The sequence below is a fragment of the Sphingobium phenoxybenzoativorans genome, assembly GCF_018286635.1.
GTDB lineage: Bacteria > Pseudomonadota > Alphaproteobacteria > Sphingomonadales > Sphingomonadaceae > Sphingobium > Sphingobium phenoxybenzoativorans.
The window spans coordinates 1,086,046-1,108,994 of the sequence record NZ_CP073910.1 but is presented as its reverse complement, the minus strand read 5'-3'; the positions used below and the strand labels follow the sequence as shown (position 1 = coordinate 1,108,994).

General features: G+C 57.7%; 20 protein-coding genes. 14 read left to right on the top strand and 6 right to left on the bottom strand.

Annotated elements, in window-relative coordinates; translation table 11 throughout:
- Nucleotides 1-3 precede the first annotated feature (3 nt).
- The gene (locus KFK14_RS05400; protein ID WP_212610166.1) at nucleotides 4-786 is read right to left on the bottom strand and encodes an SDR family NAD(P)-dependent oxidoreductase; all 783 of its coding nucleotides are present in this window, start codon (nucleotides 784-786) and stop codon (nucleotides 4-6) included.
- A gap of 52 nt (nucleotides 787-838) precedes the next feature.
- A complete protein-coding gene (locus KFK14_RS05395; protein ID WP_212610165.1) occupies nucleotides 839-1,669 on the bottom strand; it encodes a TetR/AcrR family transcriptional regulator in 831 nt (276 codons plus the stop codon).
- A gap of 106 nt (nucleotides 1,670-1,775) precedes the next feature.
- On the opposite strand from KFK14_RS05395, the gene KFK14_RS05390 reads away from it, so the two are divergent.
- Together KFK14_RS05390 and KFK14_RS05385 are read left to right on the top strand one after the other, a co-directional pair.
- Nucleotides 1,776-2,939 carry an acyl-CoA dehydrogenase family protein gene (locus KFK14_RS05390; protein WP_212610164.1) on the top strand — a complete coding sequence of 388 codons (1,164 nt, stop codon included), beginning with the start codon at nucleotides 1,776-1,778 and terminating at the stop codon, nucleotides 2,937-2,939.
- On the top strand, nucleotides 2,939-4,048 hold the full coding sequence (locus tag KFK14_RS05385; RefSeq protein WP_212610163.1) for a CaiB/BaiF CoA transferase family protein: 1,110 nt from the start codon (nucleotides 2,939-2,941) through the stop codon (nucleotides 4,046-4,048). Before KFK14_RS05390 ends, KFK14_RS05385 begins: the two co-directional genes overlap by 1 nt.
- A gap of 903 nt (nucleotides 4,049-4,951) precedes the next feature.
- Here the strand turns inward: KFK14_RS05385 and KFK14_RS05380 are convergent.
- Entirely contained in the window at nucleotides 4,952-7,195 is a 2,244-nt protein-coding gene (locus tag KFK14_RS05380; RefSeq protein WP_212610162.1) for a TonB-dependent receptor, read from the bottom strand.
- Nucleotides 7,196-7,436: 241 nt separating this feature from the next.
- Complete coding sequence (locus KFK14_RS05375) at nucleotides 7,437-9,068, bottom strand: flavin-containing monooxygenase (RefSeq protein ID WP_212610161.1); 1,632 nt, start codon at nucleotides 9,066-9,068, stop codon at nucleotides 7,437-7,439.
- A 296-nt stretch (nucleotides 9,069-9,364) separates the two neighbouring features.
- On the opposite strand from KFK14_RS05375, the gene KFK14_RS05370 reads away from it, so the two are divergent.
- The 6 genes from KFK14_RS05370 (at nucleotide 9,365) to KFK14_RS05345 (ending at nucleotide 14,970) form a co-directional block, all read left to right on the top strand.
- Complete coding sequence (locus KFK14_RS05370) at nucleotides 9,365-10,201, top strand: enoyl-CoA hydratase/isomerase family protein (RefSeq protein ID WP_246524904.1); 837 nt, start codon at nucleotides 9,365-9,367, stop codon at nucleotides 10,199-10,201.
- 7 nt (nucleotides 10,202-10,208) lie between these two features.
- Nucleotides 10,209-10,976: an SDR family NAD(P)-dependent oxidoreductase gene (locus tag KFK14_RS05365; protein WP_212610160.1), complete on the top strand. Its 768-nt coding sequence runs from the start codon at nucleotides 10,209-10,211 to the stop codon at nucleotides 10,974-10,976.
- Nucleotides 10,977-11,002: 26 nt separating this feature from the next.
- Nucleotides 11,003-11,977 carry a phosphotransferase family protein gene (locus KFK14_RS05360; RefSeq protein ID WP_212610159.1) on the top strand — a complete coding sequence of 325 codons (975 nt, stop codon included), beginning with the start codon at nucleotides 11,003-11,005 and terminating at the stop codon, nucleotides 11,975-11,977.
- A complete protein-coding gene (locus KFK14_RS05355) occupies nucleotides 11,964-12,407 on the top strand; it encodes a hypothetical protein (RefSeq protein WP_212610158.1) in 444 nt (147 codons plus the stop codon). Before KFK14_RS05360 ends, KFK14_RS05355 begins: the two co-directional genes overlap by 14 nt.
- Complete coding sequence (locus tag KFK14_RS05350) at nucleotides 12,404-13,354, top strand: PDR/VanB family oxidoreductase (protein ID WP_212610157.1); 951 nt, start codon at nucleotides 12,404-12,406, stop codon at nucleotides 13,352-13,354. The genes KFK14_RS05355 and KFK14_RS05350 overlap by 4 nt, the downstream gene beginning before the upstream one ends.
- Before the next feature lie 116 nt (nucleotides 13,355-13,470).
- Nucleotides 13,471-14,970: a Vgb family protein gene (locus KFK14_RS05345; protein ID WP_212610156.1), complete on the top strand. Its 1,500-nt coding sequence runs from the start codon at nucleotides 13,471-13,473 to the stop codon at nucleotides 14,968-14,970.
- Nucleotides 14,971-15,063: 93 nt separating this feature from the next.
- On the opposite strand, the gene KFK14_RS05340 is transcribed toward KFK14_RS05345, so the two are convergent.
- Nucleotides 15,064-16,566, bottom strand: coding sequence for a class I adenylate-forming enzyme family protein (locus KFK14_RS05340; protein WP_246525021.1), 1,503 nt, complete (start codon nucleotides 16,564-16,566; stop codon nucleotides 15,064-15,066).
- Here KFK14_RS05340 and KFK14_RS23980 point away from each other — a divergent pair.
- The 6 genes from KFK14_RS23980 to KFK14_RS05315 all read left to right on the top strand — a co-directional run bounded on the left by KFK14_RS23980 (nucleotide 16,465) and on the right by KFK14_RS05315 (nucleotide 21,747).
- The gene (locus tag KFK14_RS23980) at nucleotides 16,465-16,794 is read left to right on the top strand and encodes a hypothetical protein (protein ID WP_246525095.1); all 330 of its coding nucleotides are present in this window, start codon (nucleotides 16,465-16,467) and stop codon (nucleotides 16,792-16,794) included. The genes KFK14_RS05340 and KFK14_RS23980 overlap by 102 nt on opposite strands.
- An 80-nt stretch (nucleotides 16,795-16,874) precedes the next feature.
- Nucleotides 16,875-17,531, top strand: a complete 657-nt coding sequence (locus KFK14_RS05335) for a TetR/AcrR family transcriptional regulator (RefSeq protein ID WP_212610154.1) — start codon at nucleotides 16,875-16,877, stop codon at nucleotides 17,529-17,531.
- Between the two features lie 4 nt (nucleotides 17,532-17,535).
- Complete coding sequence (locus KFK14_RS05330) at nucleotides 17,536-18,765, top strand: cytochrome P450 (protein ID WP_212610153.1); 1,230 nt, start codon at nucleotides 17,536-17,538, stop codon at nucleotides 18,763-18,765.
- Nucleotides 18,762-19,901 (top strand): Rv3169 family protein, encoded by a 1,140-nt coding sequence (locus KFK14_RS05325; protein ID WP_212610152.1) that lies wholly within the window; start codon nucleotides 18,762-18,764, stop codon nucleotides 19,899-19,901. The genes KFK14_RS05330 and KFK14_RS05325 overlap by 4 nt, the downstream gene beginning before the upstream one ends.
- Nucleotides 19,902-19,997: 96 nt before the next feature.
- Nucleotides 19,998-20,738 carry an SDR family NAD(P)-dependent oxidoreductase gene (locus tag KFK14_RS05320; protein WP_212610151.1) on the top strand — a complete coding sequence of 247 codons (741 nt, stop codon included), beginning with the start codon at nucleotides 19,998-20,000 and terminating at the stop codon, nucleotides 20,736-20,738.
- 415 nt (nucleotides 20,739-21,153) lie between these two features.
- Nucleotides 21,154-21,747 (top strand): TetR/AcrR family transcriptional regulator, encoded by a 594-nt coding sequence (locus tag KFK14_RS05315; protein WP_212610150.1) that lies wholly within the window; start codon nucleotides 21,154-21,156, stop codon nucleotides 21,745-21,747.
- Nucleotides 21,748-21,778: 31 nt separating this feature from the next.
- Here the strand turns inward: KFK14_RS05315 and KFK14_RS05310 are convergent, their stop codons facing one another.
- Nucleotides 21,779-22,939, bottom strand: coding sequence for a CaiB/BaiF CoA transferase family protein (locus KFK14_RS05310; protein ID WP_212610149.1), 1,161 nt, complete (start codon nucleotides 22,937-22,939; stop codon nucleotides 21,779-21,781).
- Between the last annotated feature and the right edge of the window lie 10 nt (nucleotides 22,940-22,949).

Below are 22,949 nucleotides of genomic sequence, written 5' to 3'. Positions count from 1 at the left end.
TAATCAGCGGGGAGCGAGACGGATCGCCCCGTCCAGGCGAACGGATTCGCCGTTAATATAGCCATTCGTGATCATATGCAGTGCGAGCGCAGCATATTCGGCCGGGTTACCCAGCCTTTTTGGAAACGGCACCGACGCGCCGAGCGACACCTGCACATTTTCAGGCAGGCCTTTCATCATCGGCGTTATGAAAAGGCCGGGCAAAATCGTGTTGACGCGAATGCCGTCACCCATCAGATCGCGCGCGATCGGCAACGTCATGCCAAGCACGCCCGCCTTCGACGCGGAATAGGCGGCCTGTCCTACCTGGCCATCCTGCGCCGCCACACTGGCCGTGCAAATGATGGCGCCGCGTTCCCCGTCGTCCAGCGGCTCCAGGTCCAGCATCCCTTGCGCCGATGCCGCGATACAGCGGAAGGTGCCCAGCAGATTGATCTGCACCGCCCGTTCGAACTCCTTCATCGGGAAGCGTGCGGTTCGGCCATCGGCCTTGTTGCGGGAGGCAGTCTTGAAGCCGTTCGCGATCCCGGCGCAATTGACCAGGATCCGTTCCTGCCCATGCCCCTCGCGCGCCTTCACGAAAGCGGCGTCGACTTCCTCATCGGATGTCACATCGACTTTGCAGAACAGCCCGCCGATCTCCTTCGCCAGTGCCTGTCCGCGATCTTCGCTGAGATCGAATATCGCGACTTTTGCGCCTTGACTGGCGAGCAGGCGCGTGGTTGCCTCGCCCAGACCCGATGCGCCGCCAGTAACTACGGCGGCAACGCCTTCAATAATCTTCATCTCATCCTCTCCCTATGTCGGTCCGCAAGCAGCTTTCAGTCGGCATTTCCTGTCAGGTCCCTGGCTCCGTCTGGTCGCGCGCAATGGCGGTTCTGTCGGCGGGCCACAGCCCACTAGCGCTGTCCAAAATGGCCCTGATTCTTGCCGCCTCTACCGCGATGATTCCGGTGACCTGCTTAGACGGGCCATTAAGGTCGAGGAGCAAAGCCTCGATTGGCTCAAGCGCGACGCCGCGGACGAAACCGGCCAGATAGGTTAGCACCCCGCGAAGCACGGTTGGCACGAAAGCGTCGTCGGGGATGTAGCCCGCTAACCATTCCTGATTCATCGCATACTGGAGACTGGCAATATGGCTGACCGACTGCGCGATATCGGTCCCGCGGCGCAGTTGCCGACGGGCCTCTGCTACTTCGAGCCAGGGCACTATGAAACCGGCCGCGATGCGGCGTAATTCCACGCGAATGGCGTCGTCGGCGGAGGTCGCGAAATACTGACCGACCAGTACCGACAGGTAATCGCGGAGCTGCTGATTGCGAAGATTGGTTGCGACGATCCCGCTGAGCACCCAGTCGAAGGTGTAGACGTCGCGATCATCGGACAAGGCGCGCAGGAATTTGTCATAGTATTGGCGGACGGCAGCGGCGATCAAGGCCTCCTTGCTTCCGAATGCGTTGTACAAAGTTCGTGATGAAACGCCGGAGCGGATGGCCAATTCTCGCATCGCCATGCCTTCGACGCCCGCTTCGACCATCAGGCGCCGTGCTTCATGCAAAATGCGACGGCGGCGCGCGAACATGGCGGGGCTGCCACGCGTCATCACGCCCATCGACGCGATAAGCACGTCGTCCGCTGGCCCTAACTCCGGAAGGGGATTTTTATCCATAATTGCACCCGTTGTAATTATTTGTGGCGTATCATGCTATATGAGCCTAAGGCAACAGGCATGATGGGTAGAGAATAAATTTCACTGTTGCAGTTTGGAGAGGCGTATGGAGAGTGTGCTTGGGCTTCTGCAGCCGGATTTCATGGCCGCAGATGAAATCACGATGTTCGCTGATTCGGTAGCCCGGTTCGTCGCGGATCGGCTTCCGCCCGCGCGTATGGCCCGTTTCCGGGAGCAGGGTATCGTTGATCGCCAAATTTGGACGGAAGCTGCGGAAGCGGGCCTGATGGGCATCTCGATCCCCGAAGAATTTGGCGGAGCGGGCGGCGATTTCCGGCACGAAGTGGTGTTGGCCGAGCAGCTCGGGCGGGCCGGCATCGAAGGCTGGGATCTGACGCTCCACAATGCCGTGGTCGCGCCTTACGTAATCGCATATGGGACACAGGAGCAGAAGGAGCGCTGGTTGCCCGGCATCTGTTCTGGCGAAATCATATTGGCGATTGCCATGACCGAGCCGGGCACGGGGTCCGATCTGCAGGCCATTCGCACATCCGCAGTGGATGATGGCGACAGCTACGTCATCAATGGCAGCAAGACCTTCATCACGAACGGACAACATGCCGACCTCGTCCTGGTGATCGCACGCACCGGCGATGGCAAGGGGTCGCGATCTCTGTCGATGATCGGGGTCGAGACCCGCGATGCTCCCGGCTTCAGCCGTGGCGCCAACCTGGAAAAAATCGGCCGTGAATGTGCCGACACCTCGGAACTGTTCTTCAACGATCTGCGCGTGCCCAAGGCCAATCGCATTGGCGAGGAAGGCGCTGGATTTTCGATGCTGATGGAGAAGCTTCCACAGGAACGGCTCGTCATCGCAGTTCAAGCCTTGGCGGGGATCGAGCATGTGCTTGCGCTGACGATCGACTATGTCAAACAGCGAAAGGCCTTCGGACAGGCCATCATCGATTTTCAGAATACCCAATTCGTGCTGGCCGATTGCAAGACAGAGGCGGTCATGGCCCGCGCGTTCGTCGAGCGGTGCATTCAGTTGTTGCTCGAAGGAAGGCTCGATAGCGCGACCGCATCCATGGCCAAGGCTGCGGTGTCGGAGATGCAGGGACGCATCGTCGATCGCTGCCTGCAATTGTTTGGCGGCTATGGCTACATGGCCGAATATCCCATCGCTCAGGCGTATAAGGATGCGCGCGTGACGCGTATATATGGGGGCACCACCGAGATCATGAAACTGCTGATCGCGCGGACGCTCTGATGAGCACCGCTGAGTACGTCAAATCGGGTCCGCTAGTCGGTGTCCGTGTGATCGAGTTCGCCGCGCTCGGTCCAGCGCCATTCTGCACAATGCTCCTGGCCGACTTGGGCGCAGACGTTCTCCGGATCGATCGGCCGGGCGAGAGCCCACATCCTTCCGACGTCACCTGGCGGGGCCGGCGATCGCTGGAGCTCGACCTGAAAAATCCCGAACATGTTGCGCTTGGCCTCGATGTAATCGGCAAGGCCGATGTGCTGATCGAGGGCTTTCGTCCGGGGGTGATGGAGAAGCTGGGCCTTGGACCGGATGTTGCTTTGTCCCGCAATCCTCGCCTCGTGTACGGACGCATGACCGGATGGGGTCAAAACGGCCCGCTCGCGCAGGCGGCGGGGCACGACATCAACTATATCGCACTGACCGGTGCGCTCGCCGCGGTCGGCCCCAGGGAAGGCCCGCCCTCACCCCCTCTAAACCTGGTTGGCGATTTCGGTGGCGGCGCGCTGTATCTCGCCCTCGGCATTGTTTCCGCTCTCCTGGAAAGGACCGTCTCAGGGCATGGACAGGTGATCGACGCGGCGATCGTCGACGGCACGGCGTCGCTGATGTCCTTTTTCCAAGGCATCGTAGCAACCGGCCTTACCGGCATGGGACGGGATATAAATCTCCTGGCTGGCCAAGCGTCCTTTTATGGCTGCTATGCCTGTGCGGATGGAAAATACGTCTCGGTAGGGCCGCTGGAGCCGAAATTTTTTGCAAGGCTGATCGAATTGCTGGAACTGGATCCGGGCGCATTTCCGCGGCGCAACGATCCCGTCAATTGGCCGGAGCAGCGCCGCCTGATCGCCGAGGCGTTTTCGCTGCGGTCGCGCGACGCCTGGTGTGCTATGATGGAAGGGAGCGACGCCTGCTTCGCCCCGGTGCTAGAATTGCACGAAGCGCCGAACCATCCTCATATGATCGCGCGCGGTGTCTATATCAAACAAGCAGGGGTAGTTCAGGCGGGCCCCGCACCGCGCTTTTCGCGCACTCCGGGCCGGGCCGGAGCGCCGCCATGTCCTGCCGGCGCAGGTGGGACGCAGTTGCTGGCGGAGTGGGCAGTACTAACCTGATAGATGACAAATCAGAGCGTCTCCAATCGTAACAGATAGGCTGCGCTCTGATCATATTTGGAAACGAACGCAGATTGTACCTAAACGCGCGAAATGGCCCTTGCCATCTGCAAAGACGACTTACTACGATCAAAGGTTCGAGGGTTTGGATTGTCCCATACGGACATCCTACTGTTTTCCGTTCGGCCGGTGATCGGAAAGGTTCGGCTCTCTCTTCTCCAGGAAAGCGGAAACGCCTTCAAGTCCTTCCGGTCCGCCTGAAGCCGCAGCAATGGACTGCGCCTTGCGCTCAAGCTGATCTCAAGTTCAGTTTTAAACTGGATAGCAACAGTCCCACGTACGCGTGACAGTCCTCGCGACCGTTTCGCTCATTAGCACTGCTAGCTTGCTTGCTGCTTAGCAAGAACATCGTCGTGAAACACTGCTAAACAAGTCCTAAGCGCAAGGCCCCTCCACATCGACCCGCGCGCCTCCGATCGCGGTGCGTTGAGCCTCGTGAGTTCGCCGAGGCGGGAAGCAGCCAAGTGGTACCAGCGTCGAGCGAGAACCCAAGATCGTTATATACCGTCAGGAAGGGGCCGCCCGACCGGCCAGCACGACATCGCCGATGATGGCGAGGCCGAAAACTGCCCCCGCGTCGACTGACACGATCAGGGCCTTTTCCCTACGTAACAACCAGGAAATCGCCGCATCGCGGCCCTGAACAATTTTGGACGCCTCCTCATGACGGGAGGTGACAGGATGGCGGGCATCCGTGCCCGAATATATTCTGCATACCGATTCGACAGCCTGGGTGCGACTCCGAGGCCGGCCGCAGGCATGTCGGCAACGCCTGGATTTTCCTATGCATTTGCCCTGCGAGCGGACGCAGGCCCTACCTAGTCCGCTCGCAGGCTCCCCATCTCAGAATTTTGCGCTGAGTTCGAAGCCATACATGCGTGGTGCGCCTGGGGTAGTGGAGTTTGATCCGGTTACCTGGCCCAGGGCGATACCACCGGTGTAGTATTTTTCTTTGGTAAGGTTGTTGACGTAGAAAGCTGCGCTCACTTTCGACCCGAACATTTCGTTCCATTCTGCGCGAACGTTGATCAGCTTGTAGCCGCCGATCCGGGTACCGGGCAGAACCGTGTTGTTGAGGTTGCTGTAGAAGAAGTGGCTTTGGGCGTAGACTTCGCCACGCAAAGCCACTTCGCCGGCATCGCCGAACTCTGTCGATGCCCGTGCAAACGCCGACCCGGTATATTTCGGCGCGTCGGCATAGGGCCCGAAGAAGAAGCCCTGCCCGCCAACGAGCGCCCGGTTATCGGTATAGCGTGCGTCCGTATAGCTGAACGCCCCGCCTACATCGAACCCGTCCGCCAGGGTGAAATTGCCGTCCAGTTCAGCGCCCGACACCCGCGCCTTGTTGGCGTTGCCGGCAAGCGCGGCATTGTTGAGATAGATCGTGCGCTGCACATTCTTGATATATTGGTCATAGACCGCAAGATTGACGCGCGCCGGGATCGAACCCAGAAGGCCGGCATATTTCGCACCCACTTCAAAGTCATAGGTGGTTTCCGGCTTGAAGAAATCCGGATTCGGGAAACTTGCTCCGGAGGTGCCGTTAAAGCCGCCAGTTCGCCAGCTGCCGCGCTGGTTGAAGTAGAGGAGCAGATCGTCCGTAACCTTATAGTCGAGGCTGACCAGCCAGCTTGGCTTGGAATCCTTGACCTTAGTGGAATTGAGGGCGCCAAGCAGCTTGGGGTCGCTCGCGCTTCCCGGATTGAACCGGATGCCGACATTCTCCCAGGTATATCGCAGACCGCCGGTCAGGTTGAGGCGATCGGTCAGCGCATAGGTCAGCTGGGCATAGAGCGCCTTGGACTTGTCGTTGCTGGTGCTGTCATAGGAACCCAGATACGGCAGTCCAAGATCTGGCGCGATCGTCACGGGAATATACGACCAGGTCTTCTCCTGGGAGATGAACCCGCCGACGATATATTTGAGAGCGCCTATTTCGCCAGAAAGCTGCAGTTCGTTCGACCACTGCTTGGTGCCGAAGATATAGCCGTTGCCCGAATAGGTCTTTCCCCATTTTTCCTGATCCGGCCCACCTTGCGCTCCGAAAAACTCGTAGGGGCTACCATCGACATCCAGATTATCCTCCGAGACGACCTTGTTATAGCCAAAGATATTCTTGATCGTCGCTGTGTCGCTCAGTTCATAGCTGGTCGTGTTCGACAAAAACACCTGGTCCGCGCGGTGGCGCTGGTCACGGTTGATCGACACGTCGTAGAAGCCGTCGGCCAGTCCGGCCTGACGCTTGGTCAGATAATCTCCGATACCGTTATACAGGGCATTCACCCGGGGATCCGTCGAACTCCCCTGCCCGGCACCCAGCGCATCGGGGCCGTGCAGATCACGCATGGCCGTGACGAGAGGCTTGGTAAGGCCGTCCGAAGGATCAACATAGGTCGCAGGGGCGCCATTTACGCCGTTGGCATTCTGGACGCTCAGGCCGCCATTGGAGCCGCCATATTGTCCACGCTGAAAGACGGTGACATTGCTGAATCCCGAACCGGATGGCGCGATCAGCAGGCTGACACGACCGATCTGGGCGTCGATCGAATTGATGTCATTGCCATCGATCAGATTATGCTGAAACCCATCACGGGTCTGCGAGCGGCCCGAGAAGCGGACCGCAATGCCGTCCGTCAGCGGGATATTGATCGCGCCCTCGACCTCGACATTGTTGAAATTGCCGTAGCCGCCTTTGACATAGCCGCCAAATTCTTCATCCGGCCTCTTCGCCGCGTAAAGCACCGCACCGCCGGTCGCATTGCGCCCGAACAACGTGCCCTGCGGCCCCTTCAAAACCTGAATCGATTCCAGGTCGAACAGCGACGTTGCCGATGTACCGCCGGTCGGCACCTCGTTGAAATAGGCCGTGACCGCAGGAGACGAAAAGGAAAAGCCGTCTACCGACTGGCCGCGAATGGCATAGTTGATCTGGTTCGATGATACCGCCGACCGCACCGTCAATCCAGGCGTCGCTATCTGCAAATCGCTTTCCGTGCTGATCCGCCGCTCAGCCAGAGCCTCACTGCCAAACGCCGTCACCGCTACAGGAACATCCTGAAGCCGCTCGTCCGAACGACGCGCCGTCACAACAATGTCAGATGTCGTCGCAGCTTGGGCATCAGTGGGTGTCGATTGCCTAGCAGTTAGCACCGGGCTAGCGCCCGCAACATCTTGAGCCATTACTGCCGATGTCGGAATCAGCATTCCAATCAACGACAAACTCGCTAGCAAGCTCCCATTACTTGCCTCTATAGACTTCTTGTCTCTCATGTTCTCTCTCCCTGATAGTACGATTGTCTTGATCGTACTGTTGATTAAATGGCGCATATTACACAAGCTGGCACGATCTAGTAAAATCCACATCATCTCTGAATTCGTTATTGATTGATTTATCTATTTCATCAAAATAGCCAGAGGCTCCTCCGAAGTAATGCAGTGGCGCATGTGCCTTGCCCGGTATATTTGCGCCCATGAACCAAGACTTGAGTTCTACGGCTTGACCGAGAAGGGTCTGGTCGAGCAAGTCTTGCATAAGCTGAACCCAGGCGTCGACCGCTTCGGCCTTCGCCTCGATCACATCCGCCTGGGTGGCATCGGCTTTGGCAATCGCTTTCCCGATCCAATTTACGGTCGCATCGACCACCGGCGGAACGTTGGAAAAAGGCGATTGCGGCCCGGTGATTACGAACATGTTCGGGTATCCGTCCATCACGATCCCAAGGTGCGTGCGCGGGCCAGCGGCCCATTTGTCACGCACGAGTTGCCCATTGCGGCCCCGCACTTCCATGCTCGTAAGCGGACCGGTGACGGCATCGAATCCGATTGCAAAGATGATAATATCGAATTCGAATTCCGACGTGGCTGTCTTCAGCCCGCTTTCGGTAGCCTCAACCAAAGGGTCTTCGCTGACATCGACCAGTTGGACGTTGTCGCGGTTGAAGGTTTCGTAGAAAAAATTGCCTAACGGCGGCCGCTTGAGCGCAATCGGATATTTCGGAACGAGCGCTTCCGCCGTCTTTGGATCCCGCACAATCGAGCGAATTTTTCGCCGAACGAAATTGGCAGCTGCTTCATTGGTCCGCTTGTCCGTCAGCATGTCGGCGAAGGTTTCAAAGATAAATCGAAAACCTCCCTGTTCCCACCCATATTCGAAGATACGCTCACGCTCTTCATCGTCGACGGAGTCATAGGTCAACGTCGAGGTCCGCATCGGGAAGGCGAACGGTTGGTTTCGAACCTGCTGCCAGATATTTTCGTAATCCGCCTTGATGGCGCCGCGATCAACGGAGTCGAGCGGATAGTTCCGGCCAGGCAGGACATAGTTGGGCGTGCGCTGAAACACCGTGAGCTGTGACGCTTCTTTTGCAATAACCGGGATGAGCTGAACCGCAGTCGAGCCGCTGCCGACAATGCCGACCCGTTTCCCGCGAAAATCGACATTCTGCTTGGGCCATTTGGACGACATGTACCACTCGCCATTGAAGTGGCTCATATCGAACGGCGGCTGCACTGCAACGGCAAACCAGCCGACGGCCGAGATAAAATAGTGGCTACGAACAGTCTTGCCGTCTGCGGTGGTGATCACCCACTGGTTGGCATCCTCATCATAGATGCACGATTGTACGCGCGTGTTGAATTCGATGTCCTTTCGCATGTCGAACCGATCCGCAACATGAGACAGGTAAGCTTGGACCTGGTTCCAGGTCGGCATACGCTCGGCCCAATCCCAGTCGTCCTGCAATTCCTTAGAGAAGGAATAGCAATAGGCCCACGCCTCGCTGTCCGTGCGCGCGCCCGGATAGCGGTTCCAGTACCAAGTTCCGCCGACGTCACTGCCAGCGTCAAAGAGCAGAACCGATTTACCCTGCTTCTTCAGTTCATAGAGCGCGCGCAATCCGCCGAAGCCCGCCCCAATCACGATCGCGTCATAGTCCTGGGTGGGGAGCGCCTGACTGGTCATGTCCGTTAATAATCCTCTCTCGGGTCGCCGTCGTTCAAGCTAGTGCCTGACCATTTAAGCGAGCGTTTGCTCGCGTCTTATAGCTGATCTAGTTAGCGGTCAACTGGCAACGGCGAACATGCCGCAATCTCGATTATGCTGCAGACGCTAAGGCGTTATCACGTTCCCTATATCACGGCTTGACGGGCTACCAGCCTGCATTTATCAGCGAAACATGGAGCAATGGCTCGCAATGATGATTTGACCGGCGTAAAAGGAGGCGCATTCCGTCCCTCCGGCGCGCCCAGCTTGGGAGGGTGGCCTATGACAGACATTCGCGGGTGCCGATTCGCATGACATATCCGGAATATGAGAGCCTCAAGCTGGCGTGGCCGGCTGAGCGCGTGCTGAGCATTACTTTAGCGCGGGGCAAGATGAATGCGATGGACTTTCAGCTTCATCACGACCTTGCGCACATTTGGTCGCTGATCGACAAAGATCCGGGCGTCAACGCAGTAATCGTGACGGGTGAGGGCCGGGCATTTTCTGCTGGCGGCGACTTCGACATGATCGAGGACATCATCACCGACCATGATTTCCGCTGCAAGATGTGGAAGGATGCACGGACCATGATCGACTCCATGCTTAACTGCAGCAAGCCGATCATCTCAGCGATCAACGGCGCAGCGGCCGGCGGAGGTCTTGCGGTTGCGCTGCTGGCCGATATCAGCGTCGCGGCACAATCAGCTAAGCTGGTCGATGGCCACACAGTCCTTGGTGTCGCCGCAGATGACCATGCTGTCGCGATCTGGCCGCTTCTCACAAGCATGGCGAAGGCAAAATATTATCTGATGACGAGCGAGCCAATCAGTGGCTCGGAAGCCGAGCGCATCGGCTTGGTCAGCTTCTGCGTCCCCGACGAGGAATGCTATCCGCGCGCACTTGGTATTGCAGAGCGTTTGGCGAAGGGACCGCCTGCTGCGGTGCGGTGGACTAAGCTGTCGCTCAACAACTGGATGAAGGCGGCGTGGCCCGCTTTCGAAGCTTCGCTTGCCTTCGGCATTCTTGGGTTCACCAGCCCAGAAGCACGCGAAGGGCTTGACGCGCTGAAGGAACGGCGCGCTCCCAACTTCAATCCTCAATCTTTTGTTTGAGAGCGATATGAGCAACGAAATCAGAACATATATCGTCACAGGCGCCGCAGGCGGCATCGGCGGAGCTACGGCGCGGCGCCTTCTGCGCACTGGCGCAAACGTGCTGGCAGTGGACATCAGCCAGAGGCGGCTTGACGCGTTCGTCAAGGGATGCAGCGACCTTCCGGGTGAAGTCGCCACGTACCGCGCCGATTTATCCAAGGAAGATGAGGTGAAAGGCGTGATCGCTTTCTGCCTTGAACAGTTCGGTGATCTGACAGGTATCGCCAATGTCGCGGGCGGTATGGTTGGTATCGAATCGGCATCGATGGACCGCCCATTGGCGCAGATCGATCTCGATTACTTCCACCGGACCTTTCAGATCAACGTCGATAGCGCTTTTCTGATGTGCAAGCATGCCGAGCCGCATTTCGTGAAGAAGGGCTATGGCAAGATATGCAATGTTGCCTCTCTCGCCGCTTTCGCGAACCGGCCGGACCTTGGCGACACGGCCTATAACTCCGCAAAGGCGGCTGTCGTCGCCCTGACCCAGACCCTTAGCATCCTGTTGGGACGCAGCGGAATCCGCGTGAATGCCGTCGCTCCGGGCCTGGTGTTCAGCCCGAAGGTTACCGAAACTTTCGGCGGCGCATATGTAGAGCGGCACATGGGCTATACGGCACTAGGCAAGTTCGCCACGGTCGACGACGAGGCGGAGGGTATTGCCTTTTTCCTCGAACCTCAGTCAGATGGCGTCAGCGGCGAAGTGCTTCGGGTTTCGGCTGGGACGCGATGACACAACCTTCGCCTGAAGAACAGCGGATGCAGACAGCCCTGAGCGGCCTTCTAAGTGCTGGCGGGCAGACCGCAGAGTTGTCGAACTGGAAGCGCGTATTTGGCGGCAATGCTCGCAGGGCTTATAGTTTCGACGCATTGCGCAACGACCGTTCGCTTCCGTGCATCATGCTGAGCCAGGTGGCTGCCAAGCATATCGATTCCGACAGTGCGCGTGAATTTGCTGTACTCAAAGCGCTCAATGGCTCGGGTGTTCGCTCGCCGGAAGCTATCGCGGTCGATCTGGACGGCGCGGCGACTGGCTCGCCAGCCATCGTGCTCGAGCGCGTAGAGGGTGAAGCAAGCGCCGTTGGGTTTTTGAAGATGCAGCAGGCGGAAGGGCAGACCTTAAGCGCAGATCTGGCGCGCGCGACCGGCGATCTGCATCGTTTCGATTGGCTGGCGACGGAACTCGACCCTGAATCGGCTGATCCGATTCAGGGACAAATCGACCATTGGGAGGCCGCGTTCCAAAGAAATCGTTTGGAGCCGCTCCCGGTGCTTGCTTGGCTGTTCCGCTGGCTGAGAGAAAACGCCCCCGCACCGTCCCGCCTTTCGCTCGTCCACGGGGACCTGCGACCAGGTAACTTCCTGTATCAGGGCGATCGCCTGACTGCTCTGCTTGATTGGGAAATGGCGCACATTGGCGATCCTGCCGAAGACATCGCGTGGATATACCGCGCGCTTTGGAGCCCGGAGCGATTTATGCCGCTCGACGAATTCCTCGCAATCCATGCCGAGCAGGCGCGCTTCATTGTGCCTCGCACCAGCGTCATGTTCTATCGCATCTTCAGCGAGGTCAAATTCGCCACAATCTCGGTCGCCGCCGCGAACAGCTTCGCATCGGGAGGCACTAGTAACCTGCGACACATCGGCCGAGCGGCCATCGTGCCGCAATGCTTGACGTTAGCGATGGATTGGATCCGCTCGCGTGAATGGAGCGAACGTCATGCAGCGGCCTAATCCGGGAGATTTGCTGCGCGGGCTGAGGCGTGGCCTGGAAGAGCAAGTGTTGCCAGCCGTGCCCAAAGGCGTGCCGTACCAGCAATTGAAGGCCGCGCTCCATCTAATCGGCCGACTTGAACGTTGCTGGGATACGGCGGCCTCTCATCTGGCTTCGGATAATGCTGACATCCAAGCCGTCTTGTCGGGCCTGCTGCCTCAATCTGGCGCGCAGTCGCTCCAGGCCCAGCTTCTGGATGTTCCGGCCAGCGTAGTCACCGGCTTTAACGATCCCGATTTAGCGGCCGCCGCCAAGCGGAATCTGGAACTGCATCATGTTTTAGCGAAGCAGGATACATCGGCCGAAATTCAAAGCCTTTACGAACGAATGGTTGCCCGCGACGCAATTTACGTGGGCGACACGCAGAACGAGAATAGGAAAGGGCAATGACCCAAGAGAATGGATTCTTGGCCCGCATCAAGGAAATCCGTCTGGAATCGACCGGGGTCAAATCCTTTGTGATCGAAGCCGCCGATGGGGCGGACCTGCCTTCATGGTCGCCCGGCGCTCATGTTGATCTTGCGCTTGCACCAGGTATGAACCGGCAATATTCGCTATGCGGCAATCCTGCTGATCGTCGGACGGCGCGCTTTGCCGTATTGAAAGAACTGCAGAGCCGCGGCGGCTCGATCATGCTGCACGATCGGGTGGAGCTTGGGGACGATCTAGACGTCATCGCAGTTCGCAATCATTTTCCGCTGGTCACGGCCGAGCGCTTTCGCTTGGTTGCGGGAGGTATCGGTATCACGCCTCTCCTCGCCATGGCCCGTGAACTCGACCAGCGAGGGCTGGACTGGCAGCTATTATATGGCGGGCGAACTCGTGCCCATATGGCGTTCCAGGACGAATTGGAGGCATTCGGGGATAAGGTTCTCATCCGTCCGCAGGACGAGTGCGGTCTGCTGCCACTCGGTAAGTTCCTGGGTACAGAAGAGCCCGGCAAGGTCGTATATTGCTGCGGGCCAGAGCCCCTTATCAAGGCCGTCGAGGCATATTGTGCCGGCTGGGATGAGAGCGCCCTTCAGATCGAGCGTTTTCATCCCAAGGAACAGGCGCCTCATGCCCCCGACTCCGCTTTCGATGTGGAACTGAGGCGCTCTGATAAAATGGTTACCGTCCACGCCGGGCAATCTATTGCGGACGCCCTGGAAGAGGTCGGCGTGGTCATTCCCCGGTCGTGCAACGAGGGAACTTGCGGCACCTGCATTACCAAGATTCTCGAGGGCATTGCGGACCACAGAGATTCGTTCCTGCGGCCCAAGCAGCGCGATAAGAACAATGTTATCATGGTATGTTGTTCGCGATCACGCACACCCCGACTGGTGCTTGACGTCTGAAGGATCGCAAAATGCCTATCGATCGTCTGGGATTGCATCTTTCCTCGCCGCAGGCAGAACCGGGATGGACGACTAAAACGCTTGTGGGGCCCGCAGCCCTATCTGGCGCCAATGGGATGCGGTGGGGTGCGGACGGCAAGCTGTATGTCGCCCAGGCCTTTGGTTCGCAAATCAGCGCCGTCGATGTAGCCACCGGAATTGCGGACATCGTTTCTGCTACAGACGGAGCAATAGTTGCGCCGGACGACCTTGCTTTCGACAGCCAGGGCAACCTGTTCGTTACTGAGGTGATGAGCGCTCGTGTGAGCGCCATTCGTACCAATGGCGCGGTCGATATCATCGCATCGAACCTCCCCGTGGCCAATGGCGTCACCGTGCACGGTGACCGCATCTATATGAGCGAATTCAATCCCGAGGGGCGCCTCTGGGAATTGTTCGCGGACGGATCGACGCCGCGACTCATCTCTTCTGGATTGATGATGCCGAACGCGCTTTCGCTGGGGCCGGACGGCATGCTGTACTTCCCGCTGGTCCCCTTAGGCGAAATCTGGCGTGTCGCACTGGATGGCAGCGGGTTGGAGAGAGTCGCTGGCGAACTCGATATTCCAACTGCCGTCAAATTTGACGCTCAAGGGCGTCTTTTCACGGTCGAATCCGGAAGCGGCGCGATTACGATCATCGATCCCGCGCGAGGCACAAAAAGCGAGTTCGCGCGTCTCGCTTATGGTCTCGACAATCTCGCTTTCGCGCCGGACGGTCGGATGTTCGTGTCCCACTTCACCGACGGGGAGCTGATCGAACTAGCCCCGGATGGTAGGCAACGTGTCGCCGTTGCCGGTGCGATGGCGGGCCCGTTCGGTCTGTCGGAAGCGGCGGATGGTTCGCTATTGGTCGCAGATGGGATGAGCCTAGCTGCGGTCGATCGGTCAGGTGCGGTCACACGGCCGGGCATGCTGTTGCAGCATGGCTTCCCCGGCTATGTTCGCGGCGTAGCTGCAGGCACCGATGGTAGTATCGTCGTCACGAATAGCGCCGGCCAATGTTCACGCTATCAGCCCGGCATACCGGCCGAAATGCTGATGGATGGGCTAGAGTCGGCCATGGCTGTCATTGTCGCCAGCAACGGGGACATCGTCCTGTGCGATGCAGACGCAGGACGGGTGATCGCCATCAGCGCAAACGGACAAGTCAGCACTCTGGCGGACGCGCTTCAACAGCCCGTCGGGATTGCCGAGGCGCCCGATGGCGGGTTCTTCGTCAGTGAAGCAAAGGCAGGCAGGCTGGTCCATCTTGGCAGTGGCGGCGCGACGACGCTCGCTGGCGGTTTTATCGAGCCTCACGGCGTAACCGTATTGAATGACAAGATTTTCGTTCTTGATCGCGGCGACGGGACCCTCTATCAATCCTTCACCGAGCGCTCGGAGGTTCGTCCCGTCGTCCGCAACCTGCCCTGTGGCACCGCCGGCAAGATGAGCCCGAATATACTGCCAGGAATAAAGGATCTTATGCCTGGGCCGCTTCTCCCCTTTGCCGACATCGCGGCCTGGCAGGGCAAATATGTTGCGGTTTGCGGGGATAGAAGCGGCAGCATCCTGCTGGTCTCTGGCGACGACTAGGCCGGCGCTTAACCCATGTCGCTCATGCCAAGCCGGTCGTGACCACCTTGGCGCGAACGCATAGGAGAAGAGCGAAGGGACTCCAATCGCAAATCACGCTTCCAGATCGTGATATTCTTCGCGCAACTTATCTTTTTTGATCTTTCCGTAAGTCGCGCGAGGGAAGTCATCGCGAACAAGAACATGGGACAGGCGCTGGAATTTAGCCAGACGCTGGTTGGTCCAGTCCCGAATCTCCTCGCCACTGGCCGAATGACCGGGCCGGAGCACCACAACGCCTATCGGGGTTTCCGTCCACCGCGCATGGGGCACGCCGACGACAGCCAGTTCGCCAACAGCCGGATGCTCTGCCAAGATCTCTTCCAGGTCGGCCGCGTAGATATTGATGCCGCCCGATTTGATCATGTCCTTCTTCCGGCCGGAAACATAGAGGAAGCCGTCTTCGTCCAGATGCCCCAAGTCTCCGCTGCGCAAGAAAGTACGGCCCTGCGGGCTTAGCCAGATCGTCTCGGCGGTAAGATCGGGGCGCGCCGCATACCCCTTCATCATGCCTGGGCCGTAAGCGACGATTTCTCCGGTCTCCCCGCGGGCCAGTTCGATCCCGTCGTCATCGATGACCCTTATGTCTTCGAGGAAGCCAGGCTTGCCGACGGTGTTCCGCTTCCCCAGCGCGAAGTCCTCGGGGACGGCGATAGTGAAAAACCCCTCGGTCATGCCATAGACTTCGTAAATCCCGGCCGCTGGAACGCGCTCGGCAAGCTGGTCGCGGGTGATCATCGGCATTGTTTGCCCAGCGCTGACCAGAGCCTTGAGCGACGACAAGTCGGCAGACTGATCCTCATACTGCAATAGCGAGACATACATGGCCGGGACCATGAAACTGTGCGTTCCGCGTTCCTGCTTAACAACCTCGCAAAAGCTTTCCGGGCTGAACTTAGGCAAAAGTACAATCTTGCCACCGTAATAGATCGTAGGCAGCATGGTGATCAGCGTGCCGGAAGCATATATAGGCGTGCAGCAAACCGCGACCGAATATCGATTGATCCCGAGCCCCGGGCCGAACCCGTAACAATAGTTCAGCCGGCTGAAATGGCTATGTTCAACCCCCTTGGGCGTTCCGGTCGTACCCGAACTGTAGAATATCGTCATTGAATCCTGCGGAGTTACGTCCACGTCCGGGTCAGAATCATCTGCCAAAGTTAGAAAAGTCTCTGCACGTTCCCAACCTTCTCGCTCATCGCCAAAGATAAAGTAGCTGCCGGCGCTGACATGCGAGAGGCTATTTCGAATTCGATCCACCTGCTTAGCGGAGTTTGTATCGGCAAAGAAAACGGTACCCCCGGACGCGCTGGCTAACCTAGCCAAGGACGCGTCGTCCAGCATCATATTCAAAGGGACGATGACAGAACCGGCTCGTACGGTAGCCCAGAAAATCAGGAAGGAAGGAATGCCGTTGGGCAGCAACATGCACACCCGACTTCCCTTCGTGCAGCCATGAGCGATCAGTGCATTAGCGAGTTGATTTATCCGGCAATTGAGTTCTTTCCAACTCAGACGCTCGGCTTCACAAACCAGCGCTATTCGATCACCATTCAAGCGGGCATGATGCGCAATCGCGTCCGCGCAGAGGTGATCATTCCGGTACTCAGGAACCATATCGCCAATCTCTCTCCACCCGTCGCACATTATTTCGCCAACGAGATTGTTGCGAGCAATCGCTCACCAATCACGACTGTTATCCGCCTTCGTGATTGCGGTCAACCGCATAGATTAGCGCCTTTTCCCTTCGGAATGTCGTTATTTGACAGAAGTGTGAGCTTCTGATTGACGGCAACCGGCTCTTTGGGATAGTAATGTGACACGCGAGTATTCGCTCGTTTATATTCTAATCAGCGGCGAGAGCGATGCCATCGAAATTGAAGATCGTAGAAGGCGGCAGGCAGGCAGGAAAACCAGGCGGTGTTCGGCAGGAGCGGGCTCTCAAAAGGCGGCGTCATCTTACCGATGTCGTTATGCAGCTTGTGCAGGAACGTGGGTTCGACGCGATCTCTGTAAACGAAGTCGCTGAGCGTGCCTCGTTGAGCGTCGGCGGCTTGTATCGCCATATCGCCACGAAGAACGATCTTCTGGAAATGGTGTGTGACGAGATCAACCTCGAACTGCTTGATAATATGAAGGAGGCAGCAGCGATCCAGCGTGGCGCGCGCGCCAAGCTTGAAGCCGCGATTCGAACCTACTGGTTTCGACACTGGGATTGTTCCGCCGCGGTCCTCCTTGCCTATCGCGAATATCAGTCGTTCTCCGAGGAGGCGAAGGCGCGATATAGAGCCGAGGAATTACGGATATCGGAATTTCTCAGCGACCTGATCCGCGCGGGTACGATCATTGAGGAGTTCCGGGAGGTCGATGATCGCCTTCTAGCTCATGAAATCATCTTCCTCTCTCACATGCGGGCGCTGAAGGGCTATGCCTTCAAAAATCGATCGTGCGAGGCGGGTCTGAACGAGATGTTGGATATGGTATTTGCTCGGCTGAAATCAGACGGCAGCGAGGGACCGTAAAACAATGGCTGTTGATGAACTTACATATGATCCGTCCGATCCTGCGATCCGGCGCAATCCTCACCCGATTTTTAGCTGGCTCCGCCGGGAGGACCCGGTGCATTGGAGCGATCCGATGTCGGGCTGGATAGTCACGGGTTACGACGATATTCTTGAGGGCCTGACGGATAGCAGCACATTCTCCGCCGAACGCCTGACGAACGTTCGTAAGCATCTTCCAGCAAACGCCCAATCCGCTGCCGGGGAGGTATTGCGATATCTCAACAGCTGGATGGTGTTCCGCGATCCGCCCGACCACACACGTCTTCGGCGCCATATGGCGTCGGTCCTGAATCTTCCGAGCTTCGAGACCTTGCGTGGCACGATTTCCGAACTTACCAATGATCTGCTCGACAAATTGCCGGACGGCGACGTGGTCGACATGTTTTCCACTTTTTCCATCCTGCTGCCAGGAATGGTGATAATGGAATTGATGGGGGTGGAGCGCGGCCGGTTGCTTGAGGTCAAGAGCTGGTCGGATGACATGATGCTCTTCATTGGAAGCGCCCGTGGGGTTCCGGATAAATATGAGCGCGCAAAGCGAGGCGCTGTTGCTATGGCGACGCTGTTCAAAGAGGCCATCGGCAAGCGGCGGGCCGATCCCAAGGATGACGTACTTTCCCAACTCATCGCATCCGAAGTCGATGGCCGGAGCTTGAATGACGACGAACTCGTCGGTTGCCTGATGATGGTGCTTAACGGCGGCCATGAAACGACCGCAAACCTCATCAATAACTCTCTTCTTGCGCTAGCTCATAATCCGGACACGACTTCCTATCTTCGCGGCAATCTCGACAAGATGGAGCCAGCGGTCGAAGAGTTCCTCCGCTATGACAGCCCGATCCTGTCGATCGGTCGCGTCGTTAAGGAAGATATTGAGATGGGGGGCAAGCAACTGTCCGCAGGAGAGCGAGTCTTTTTCATGCTCTTGTCCGCGAACCGAGATGAAGAAGTCTTCGAGGACCCGACACGCCTTGATGTCACGCGGTCTCCGAACCCCCATATGGCCTTCGGAAAAGGCCCGCACTTCTGCCTGGGCACGCCACTTGCACGGATCGAGGGGCAGATCGTTTTGGGAGAGATCTTGCGCCGCTACTCCTCCATAGAATTGGCGGAGCCGGTGGACAGCATTCCCTGGATCAACTCTCTGGTGACCCGTGGGCCATCCCGGCTCCCGCTCCGTCTCAGGAAATGAGCAACGACTGGGCATTGGAAGCCGACGACTACTTCACCGAGCAATATCCACTTTCTCCGCTCGACGATCACCTGATCCACCAAACGCCCGATCCGATACGGATCGCCGCGACGACGGATCTACGCTTTTTCGAGCGGCATTGGAACGTGTTTCACGACCAGAAGGGGGAACTGCTGGTCGTGACCGGAGGAAGCTTCTACCCTAATCTCGACACGGCCGAGGCCTTTGCCATCGTTACGCACAAAGGTGTTCAACGGTCGGTGCGCGCCTTCCGCCGCATCGGCGCCAATCGCGGCAATATCCATGTTGGTCCTATCCAGCCGACAATCGTTGCAGGTATGCGGGAGTGGCGTCACGTCCTGGCCGACAACGACTTTGGTATTCGCTATGATCTGACCTGGCAAGACACACATCGTCAGATGTATCGATCGGCTTATGGCTCGATCGAGAGCAGTAAGCCGAGCGGCGGACAGCGGCACGTGACGGCCGGGTTTGAGAGCTTCGGGCGGGTCGGCGGCTGGGTGGACGTCGAAGGCAAACGTATCGAATTATCGATGGCGGACGCGCGCGGTACACGCGACCGGCACTGGGGCATAGGTCGGGGGGTCGGAGGGCCCCGCCTCCAGCACGATGGCAGCGTTCCGAAAGCGGGGTGGATTGGCGGCGTATGGATTGCCTTTAGCAGCTTTGCAATCTGGGGACCAATCATCCTTTATCCCTATGGCGACGGACACAAACGCTATGGAAAGGTGCGCAAGGTGGATCGCCGCCTGCGCTTCGAGGAGGATACACAAATCTTTCTCGAAGGCGAAATCGACTTCACTTTGGATAATGGCGAGATCAAGCATGTCCATTTTGAACGGATGGGCCAGCAAACAGCATACATGACATGTGCTCTCTATGGCGGATCGCCGGACAAAAGCATCTGGCAAGGCGAATTTGTTGGAGACAACGTCGTTCAGGGCGACTGGTACGACCTCAATGATAGCGAGGTCCGCAAAGCGCTCCGGGGCTTGGACGAACATCACTGCCGAATAAGCTGCGACGGAGAGATTACGACAGGAATTTTACAGCCGCTGGAGCCAGATGCGTATTTTGCCTGTCAGCGCAAGGAGGCGGGCTGGAGTTTCCTCTAGCATCGCGACGTGCCGTTCTGCAGTACGACCGATTTGAAGTGACTATCGTGGCACGATGCCGTGCATAATCTGGCGAAAGATTGAGAGGATTCAAAAATGGCTCAAAGGCTGGAAGGCAAAGTCGCAGTGGTCACCGGTGGCGCATCGGGTATTGGTTTCGCCATAGCGGAGGCGTTCCTGCGCGAGGGATCAAGGGTTGTCATCGGTGACATCACCCCGCGCGTGCATGACGTGGTGAAAGGCCTTGGCCCGAGCGCTTCGGGCTTCCTCGTCGATGTTACCAAATCGGTCCAGGTCGCCGACCTTCTGCAACATGCTGTCTCAACCTTTGGCGGCCTCGACATTCTCTGCAACAACGCGGGGCTCGACGGCGTACAGACCTCGCTCGTCGACTATAACGAACTGGAATTCGACCATGTTGTCGCCGTCAATCTCAAAGGTCCGTTCCTGGGAATGAAGCATGCCATCCCTTTGCTGCGTCAACGAGGAGGAGGAGCGATCGTCAACACCGCCTCAATCGCCGGCTCGGTAGTGATGCCGAACATGCCCGCCTATTGCGCGGCGAAGGCCGGCGTAATGCAATTGACGAAAGTGGCCGCCGTGGAAAGTGCCCGTGACAACATCCGGGTAAACAGCATCTGCCCTGGCGTCATCCGCACGCAAATGGTCGAGGGGCTTCCCCCGGAGTTTATCGCCGGATTGGAGAAATCGACACCGGCCGGCCGTATCGCGGACCCCAAGGAAGTGGCAAATCTCGCTGTTTTTCTTGCCAGCGCCGAATCCCCTTTCCTGACGGGCGTTTCCATTAACATAGACGGCGGTTTCACCTTACTGTGAGCGGTTGACCGCCCATCAGCGGGTTCTGGATTTCAGGCTCTTTCCGAGTGCAGCGGCAGTTGCGTGCGGACTCGTCGCAGCGGGTATGATTTGGCGCAACCGACTTTCAAGTGCGGATGCTATCTGCCTGTCCGTGTGATGTGGCTTGTTCATGCTCCTGCCTCTTGTGCCTAGGCGTCTCAAAGCCGTACCGCTTTGCAAACCTGAGGAAAACAGGCGGGTGATAATCCCACAATTCCCCCACGGGCGCTAGGCCTGTGACCGTCGACCCACTGCATGGACAAGTATATTCTTCTTACCTACAGTCGGAATTTGTTACGATCTAGCGGAAGTGCCTGGCGCCGGGAATTGAGCCATTCCGGCCTGAACCGGGCCCAGCTTCCCGATCAACGAATGTGCCGATAGGATATGCTTGATGAAACAGAAGATTCGCGATTTTAAGAAGAACCAGATTATTGACGAAGCAATTGATCTAATCTCGAATCACGGTTTCCATCTGACTACGATGGATAAGCTTTGCGAAAATCTGCAGGTCTCCAAACCGTTCTTATACTCATATTTTGATAATAAGCATGCCTTACTTATCGAAATATACGACCGGATGGTTGCAATTTCGTCAAAGGGCATTGAAGAAATACTTAAAGATCGTGATCTTCCAGAAAACAAAATTCGCCGGATAGTTGGGTATTTGGCGACGATAAATATTGAAGTTCAAGCTATTAGCGCTATTTATATGCAGGAAGAAAAGAATCTGCCTGAAGATAAGCGTCAGCAACTCAGACAGATCGAACGCCATCTGGATGACGAATTTACCAAACTTATCGAAGCGGGCGTACACGAAGGCATTTTCGAGGTAGAAAATCCCCGCATAGCCACGCTATCCATCTTCAGCATGGCTCGGTGGGTGCACAGATGGTATCGGCCCGACCATCTGCCGGCAGAAATCGTCGCTTCGCAGATCGCGACCTACGCGCTGAACCTGCTGCGTTACCGACAGCGCCCAAGCTGATCGTTGATCGACCGATATATCGCTAGCGGTATCAAACGGCCAAAACCTCGTCATTATGCTCGCCAAGGGTTGGCGGCCGGCGCCGGTAGCGGGCAGGGGTCGACTTCAATTTGATCGGCGCGCCGACCCCCTGATAGTCGTCGATAGAGACCAGCATCTCGCGATGCGTGGTATGTGGATGCTGGGTAATCTCATGTAGATCGAGGATTGGCGCGCATGGAACCCCGGCCTTTATGAGTTCGGCCGCGAGGGCGGAGCCGTCTACCTTGCCCAACAGCATTTCAAGTTCCTCGCGTAACGCATCCCGATTTTCGTTCCTCTCGCGGTTGGTGCGATAGCGGGGGTCGTCGCGAAGATCCTGTCGGTTCATCAGTTCGCAGAATTTGGCGAATTGCCGATCATTGCCAACGGCCAGAAAGATCGATTCGGTCTGTGTTGCGAACTGGTCGTAAGGGGTAATATTCGGATGAGCGTTGCCGCTACGGACAGGCAGCTTCCCCGAATGAAGGAAGTTGATCATGTACGGATGGAGGATCGACAACCCGCAATCGAAAAGGGTGGTCTCGACCAATTGCCCCCTCCCGGTCCTCCCACGCGCCTGCAAGGCCAGCATGATGCCCAGCGCGGCGTTGAACCCGGTAACCATATCGACGATCGGAACACCGACGCGTAACGGGTCCCCGTCCTTCTCGCCGTTGACGCTCATCAGCCCCGACATCGCCTGAAGAGCAGCATCGTAGCCGGGGAGCCCGCCCAGGGGGCCATCATCGCCAAAGCCCGATATCTTGCAATATATCAGCCTGGGAAATCTGTCGGACAGGGCTTCATATCCCAAGCCCCATCGCTCCATCGTACCCGTTTTGAAATTCTCGACCAGGATGTCCGCATCGGCAATCAGGTGAAGCAGCAGTTCGCGCTGTTCGCTTTTGGTAAGATCCAGGACGATGCCGCGCTTGTTCCGGTTGACCCCCATATAATAGGCAGCGGTGTCGCCTTCGAACGGGGGACCCCATGTGCGCGTTTCGTCGCCGACCGGTGGTTCGACCTTGATGATGTCAGCGCCATGATCACCCAGTATCTGCGTACAGAAAGGGCCGGCAAGCACCCTCGACAGATCGATGATCCGAATGCCGCTCAACGCCGGTGCGTCATCGGGTATCGCCGTGGGCGCTGCGTCGGATTGATCGTGCACTAGCATATTC

What these genes read in the sequence shown, in the direction of transcription:
- KFK14_RS05345 (WP_212610156.1), top strand. Translation starts at nt 13,471, where the DNA reads ATGCGGTGGGGTGCGGACGGCAAGCTGTATGTCGCCCAGGCCTTTGGT.
- KFK14_RS05320 (WP_212610151.1), top strand. Translation starts at nt 19,998, where the DNA reads ATGGCTCAAAGGCTGGAAGGCAAAGTCGCAGTGGTCACCGGTGGCGCA.
- KFK14_RS05350 (WP_212610157.1), top strand. Translation starts at nt 12,404, where the DNA reads ATGACCCAAGAGAATGGATTCTTGGCCCGCATCAAGGAAATCCGTCTG.
- KFK14_RS05395 (WP_212610165.1), bottom strand. Translation starts at nt 1,669, where the DNA reads ATGGATAAAAATCCCCTTCCGGAGTTAGGGCCAGCGGACGACGTGCTT.
- KFK14_RS05385 (WP_212610163.1), top strand. Translation starts at nt 2,939, where the DNA reads ATGAGCACCGCTGAGTACGTCAAATCGGGTCCGCTAGTCGGTGTCCGT.
- KFK14_RS05325 (WP_212610152.1), top strand. Translation starts at nt 18,762, where the DNA reads ATGAGCAACGACTGGGCATTGGAAGCCGACGACTACTTCACCGAGCAA.
- KFK14_RS05330 (WP_212610153.1), top strand. Translation starts at nt 17,536, where the DNA reads ATGGCTGTTGATGAACTTACATATGATCCGTCCGATCCTGCGATCCGG.
- KFK14_RS05355 (WP_212610158.1), top strand. Translation starts at nt 11,964, where the DNA reads ATGCAGCGGCCTAATCCGGGAGATTTGCTGCGCGGGCTGAGGCGTGGC.
- KFK14_RS05400 (WP_212610166.1), bottom strand. Translation starts at nt 786, where the DNA reads ATGAAGATTATTGAAGGCGTTGCCGCCGTAGTTACTGGCGGCGCATCG.
- KFK14_RS05365 (WP_212610160.1), top strand. Translation starts at nt 10,209, where the DNA reads ATGAGCAACGAAATCAGAACATATATCGTCACAGGCGCCGCAGGCGGC.
- KFK14_RS05315 (WP_212610150.1), top strand. Translation starts at nt 21,154, where the DNA reads ATGAAACAGAAGATTCGCGATTTTAAGAAGAACCAGATTATTGACGAA.
- KFK14_RS23980 (WP_246525095.1), top strand. Translation starts at nt 16,465, where the DNA reads ATGAGCGATCAGTGCATTAGCGAGTTGATTTATCCGGCAATTGAGTTC.
- KFK14_RS05375 (WP_212610161.1), bottom strand. Translation starts at nt 9,068, where the DNA reads ATGACCAGTCAGGCGCTCCCCACCCAGGACTATGACGCGATCGTGATT.
- KFK14_RS05360 (WP_212610159.1), top strand. Translation starts at nt 11,003, where the DNA reads ATGCAGACAGCCCTGAGCGGCCTTCTAAGTGCTGGCGGGCAGACCGCA.
- KFK14_RS05335 (WP_212610154.1), top strand. Translation starts at nt 16,875, where the DNA reads ATGCCATCGAAATTGAAGATCGTAGAAGGCGGCAGGCAGGCAGGAAAA.
- KFK14_RS05390 (WP_212610164.1), top strand. Translation starts at nt 1,776, where the DNA reads ATGGAGAGTGTGCTTGGGCTTCTGCAGCCGGATTTCATGGCCGCAGAT.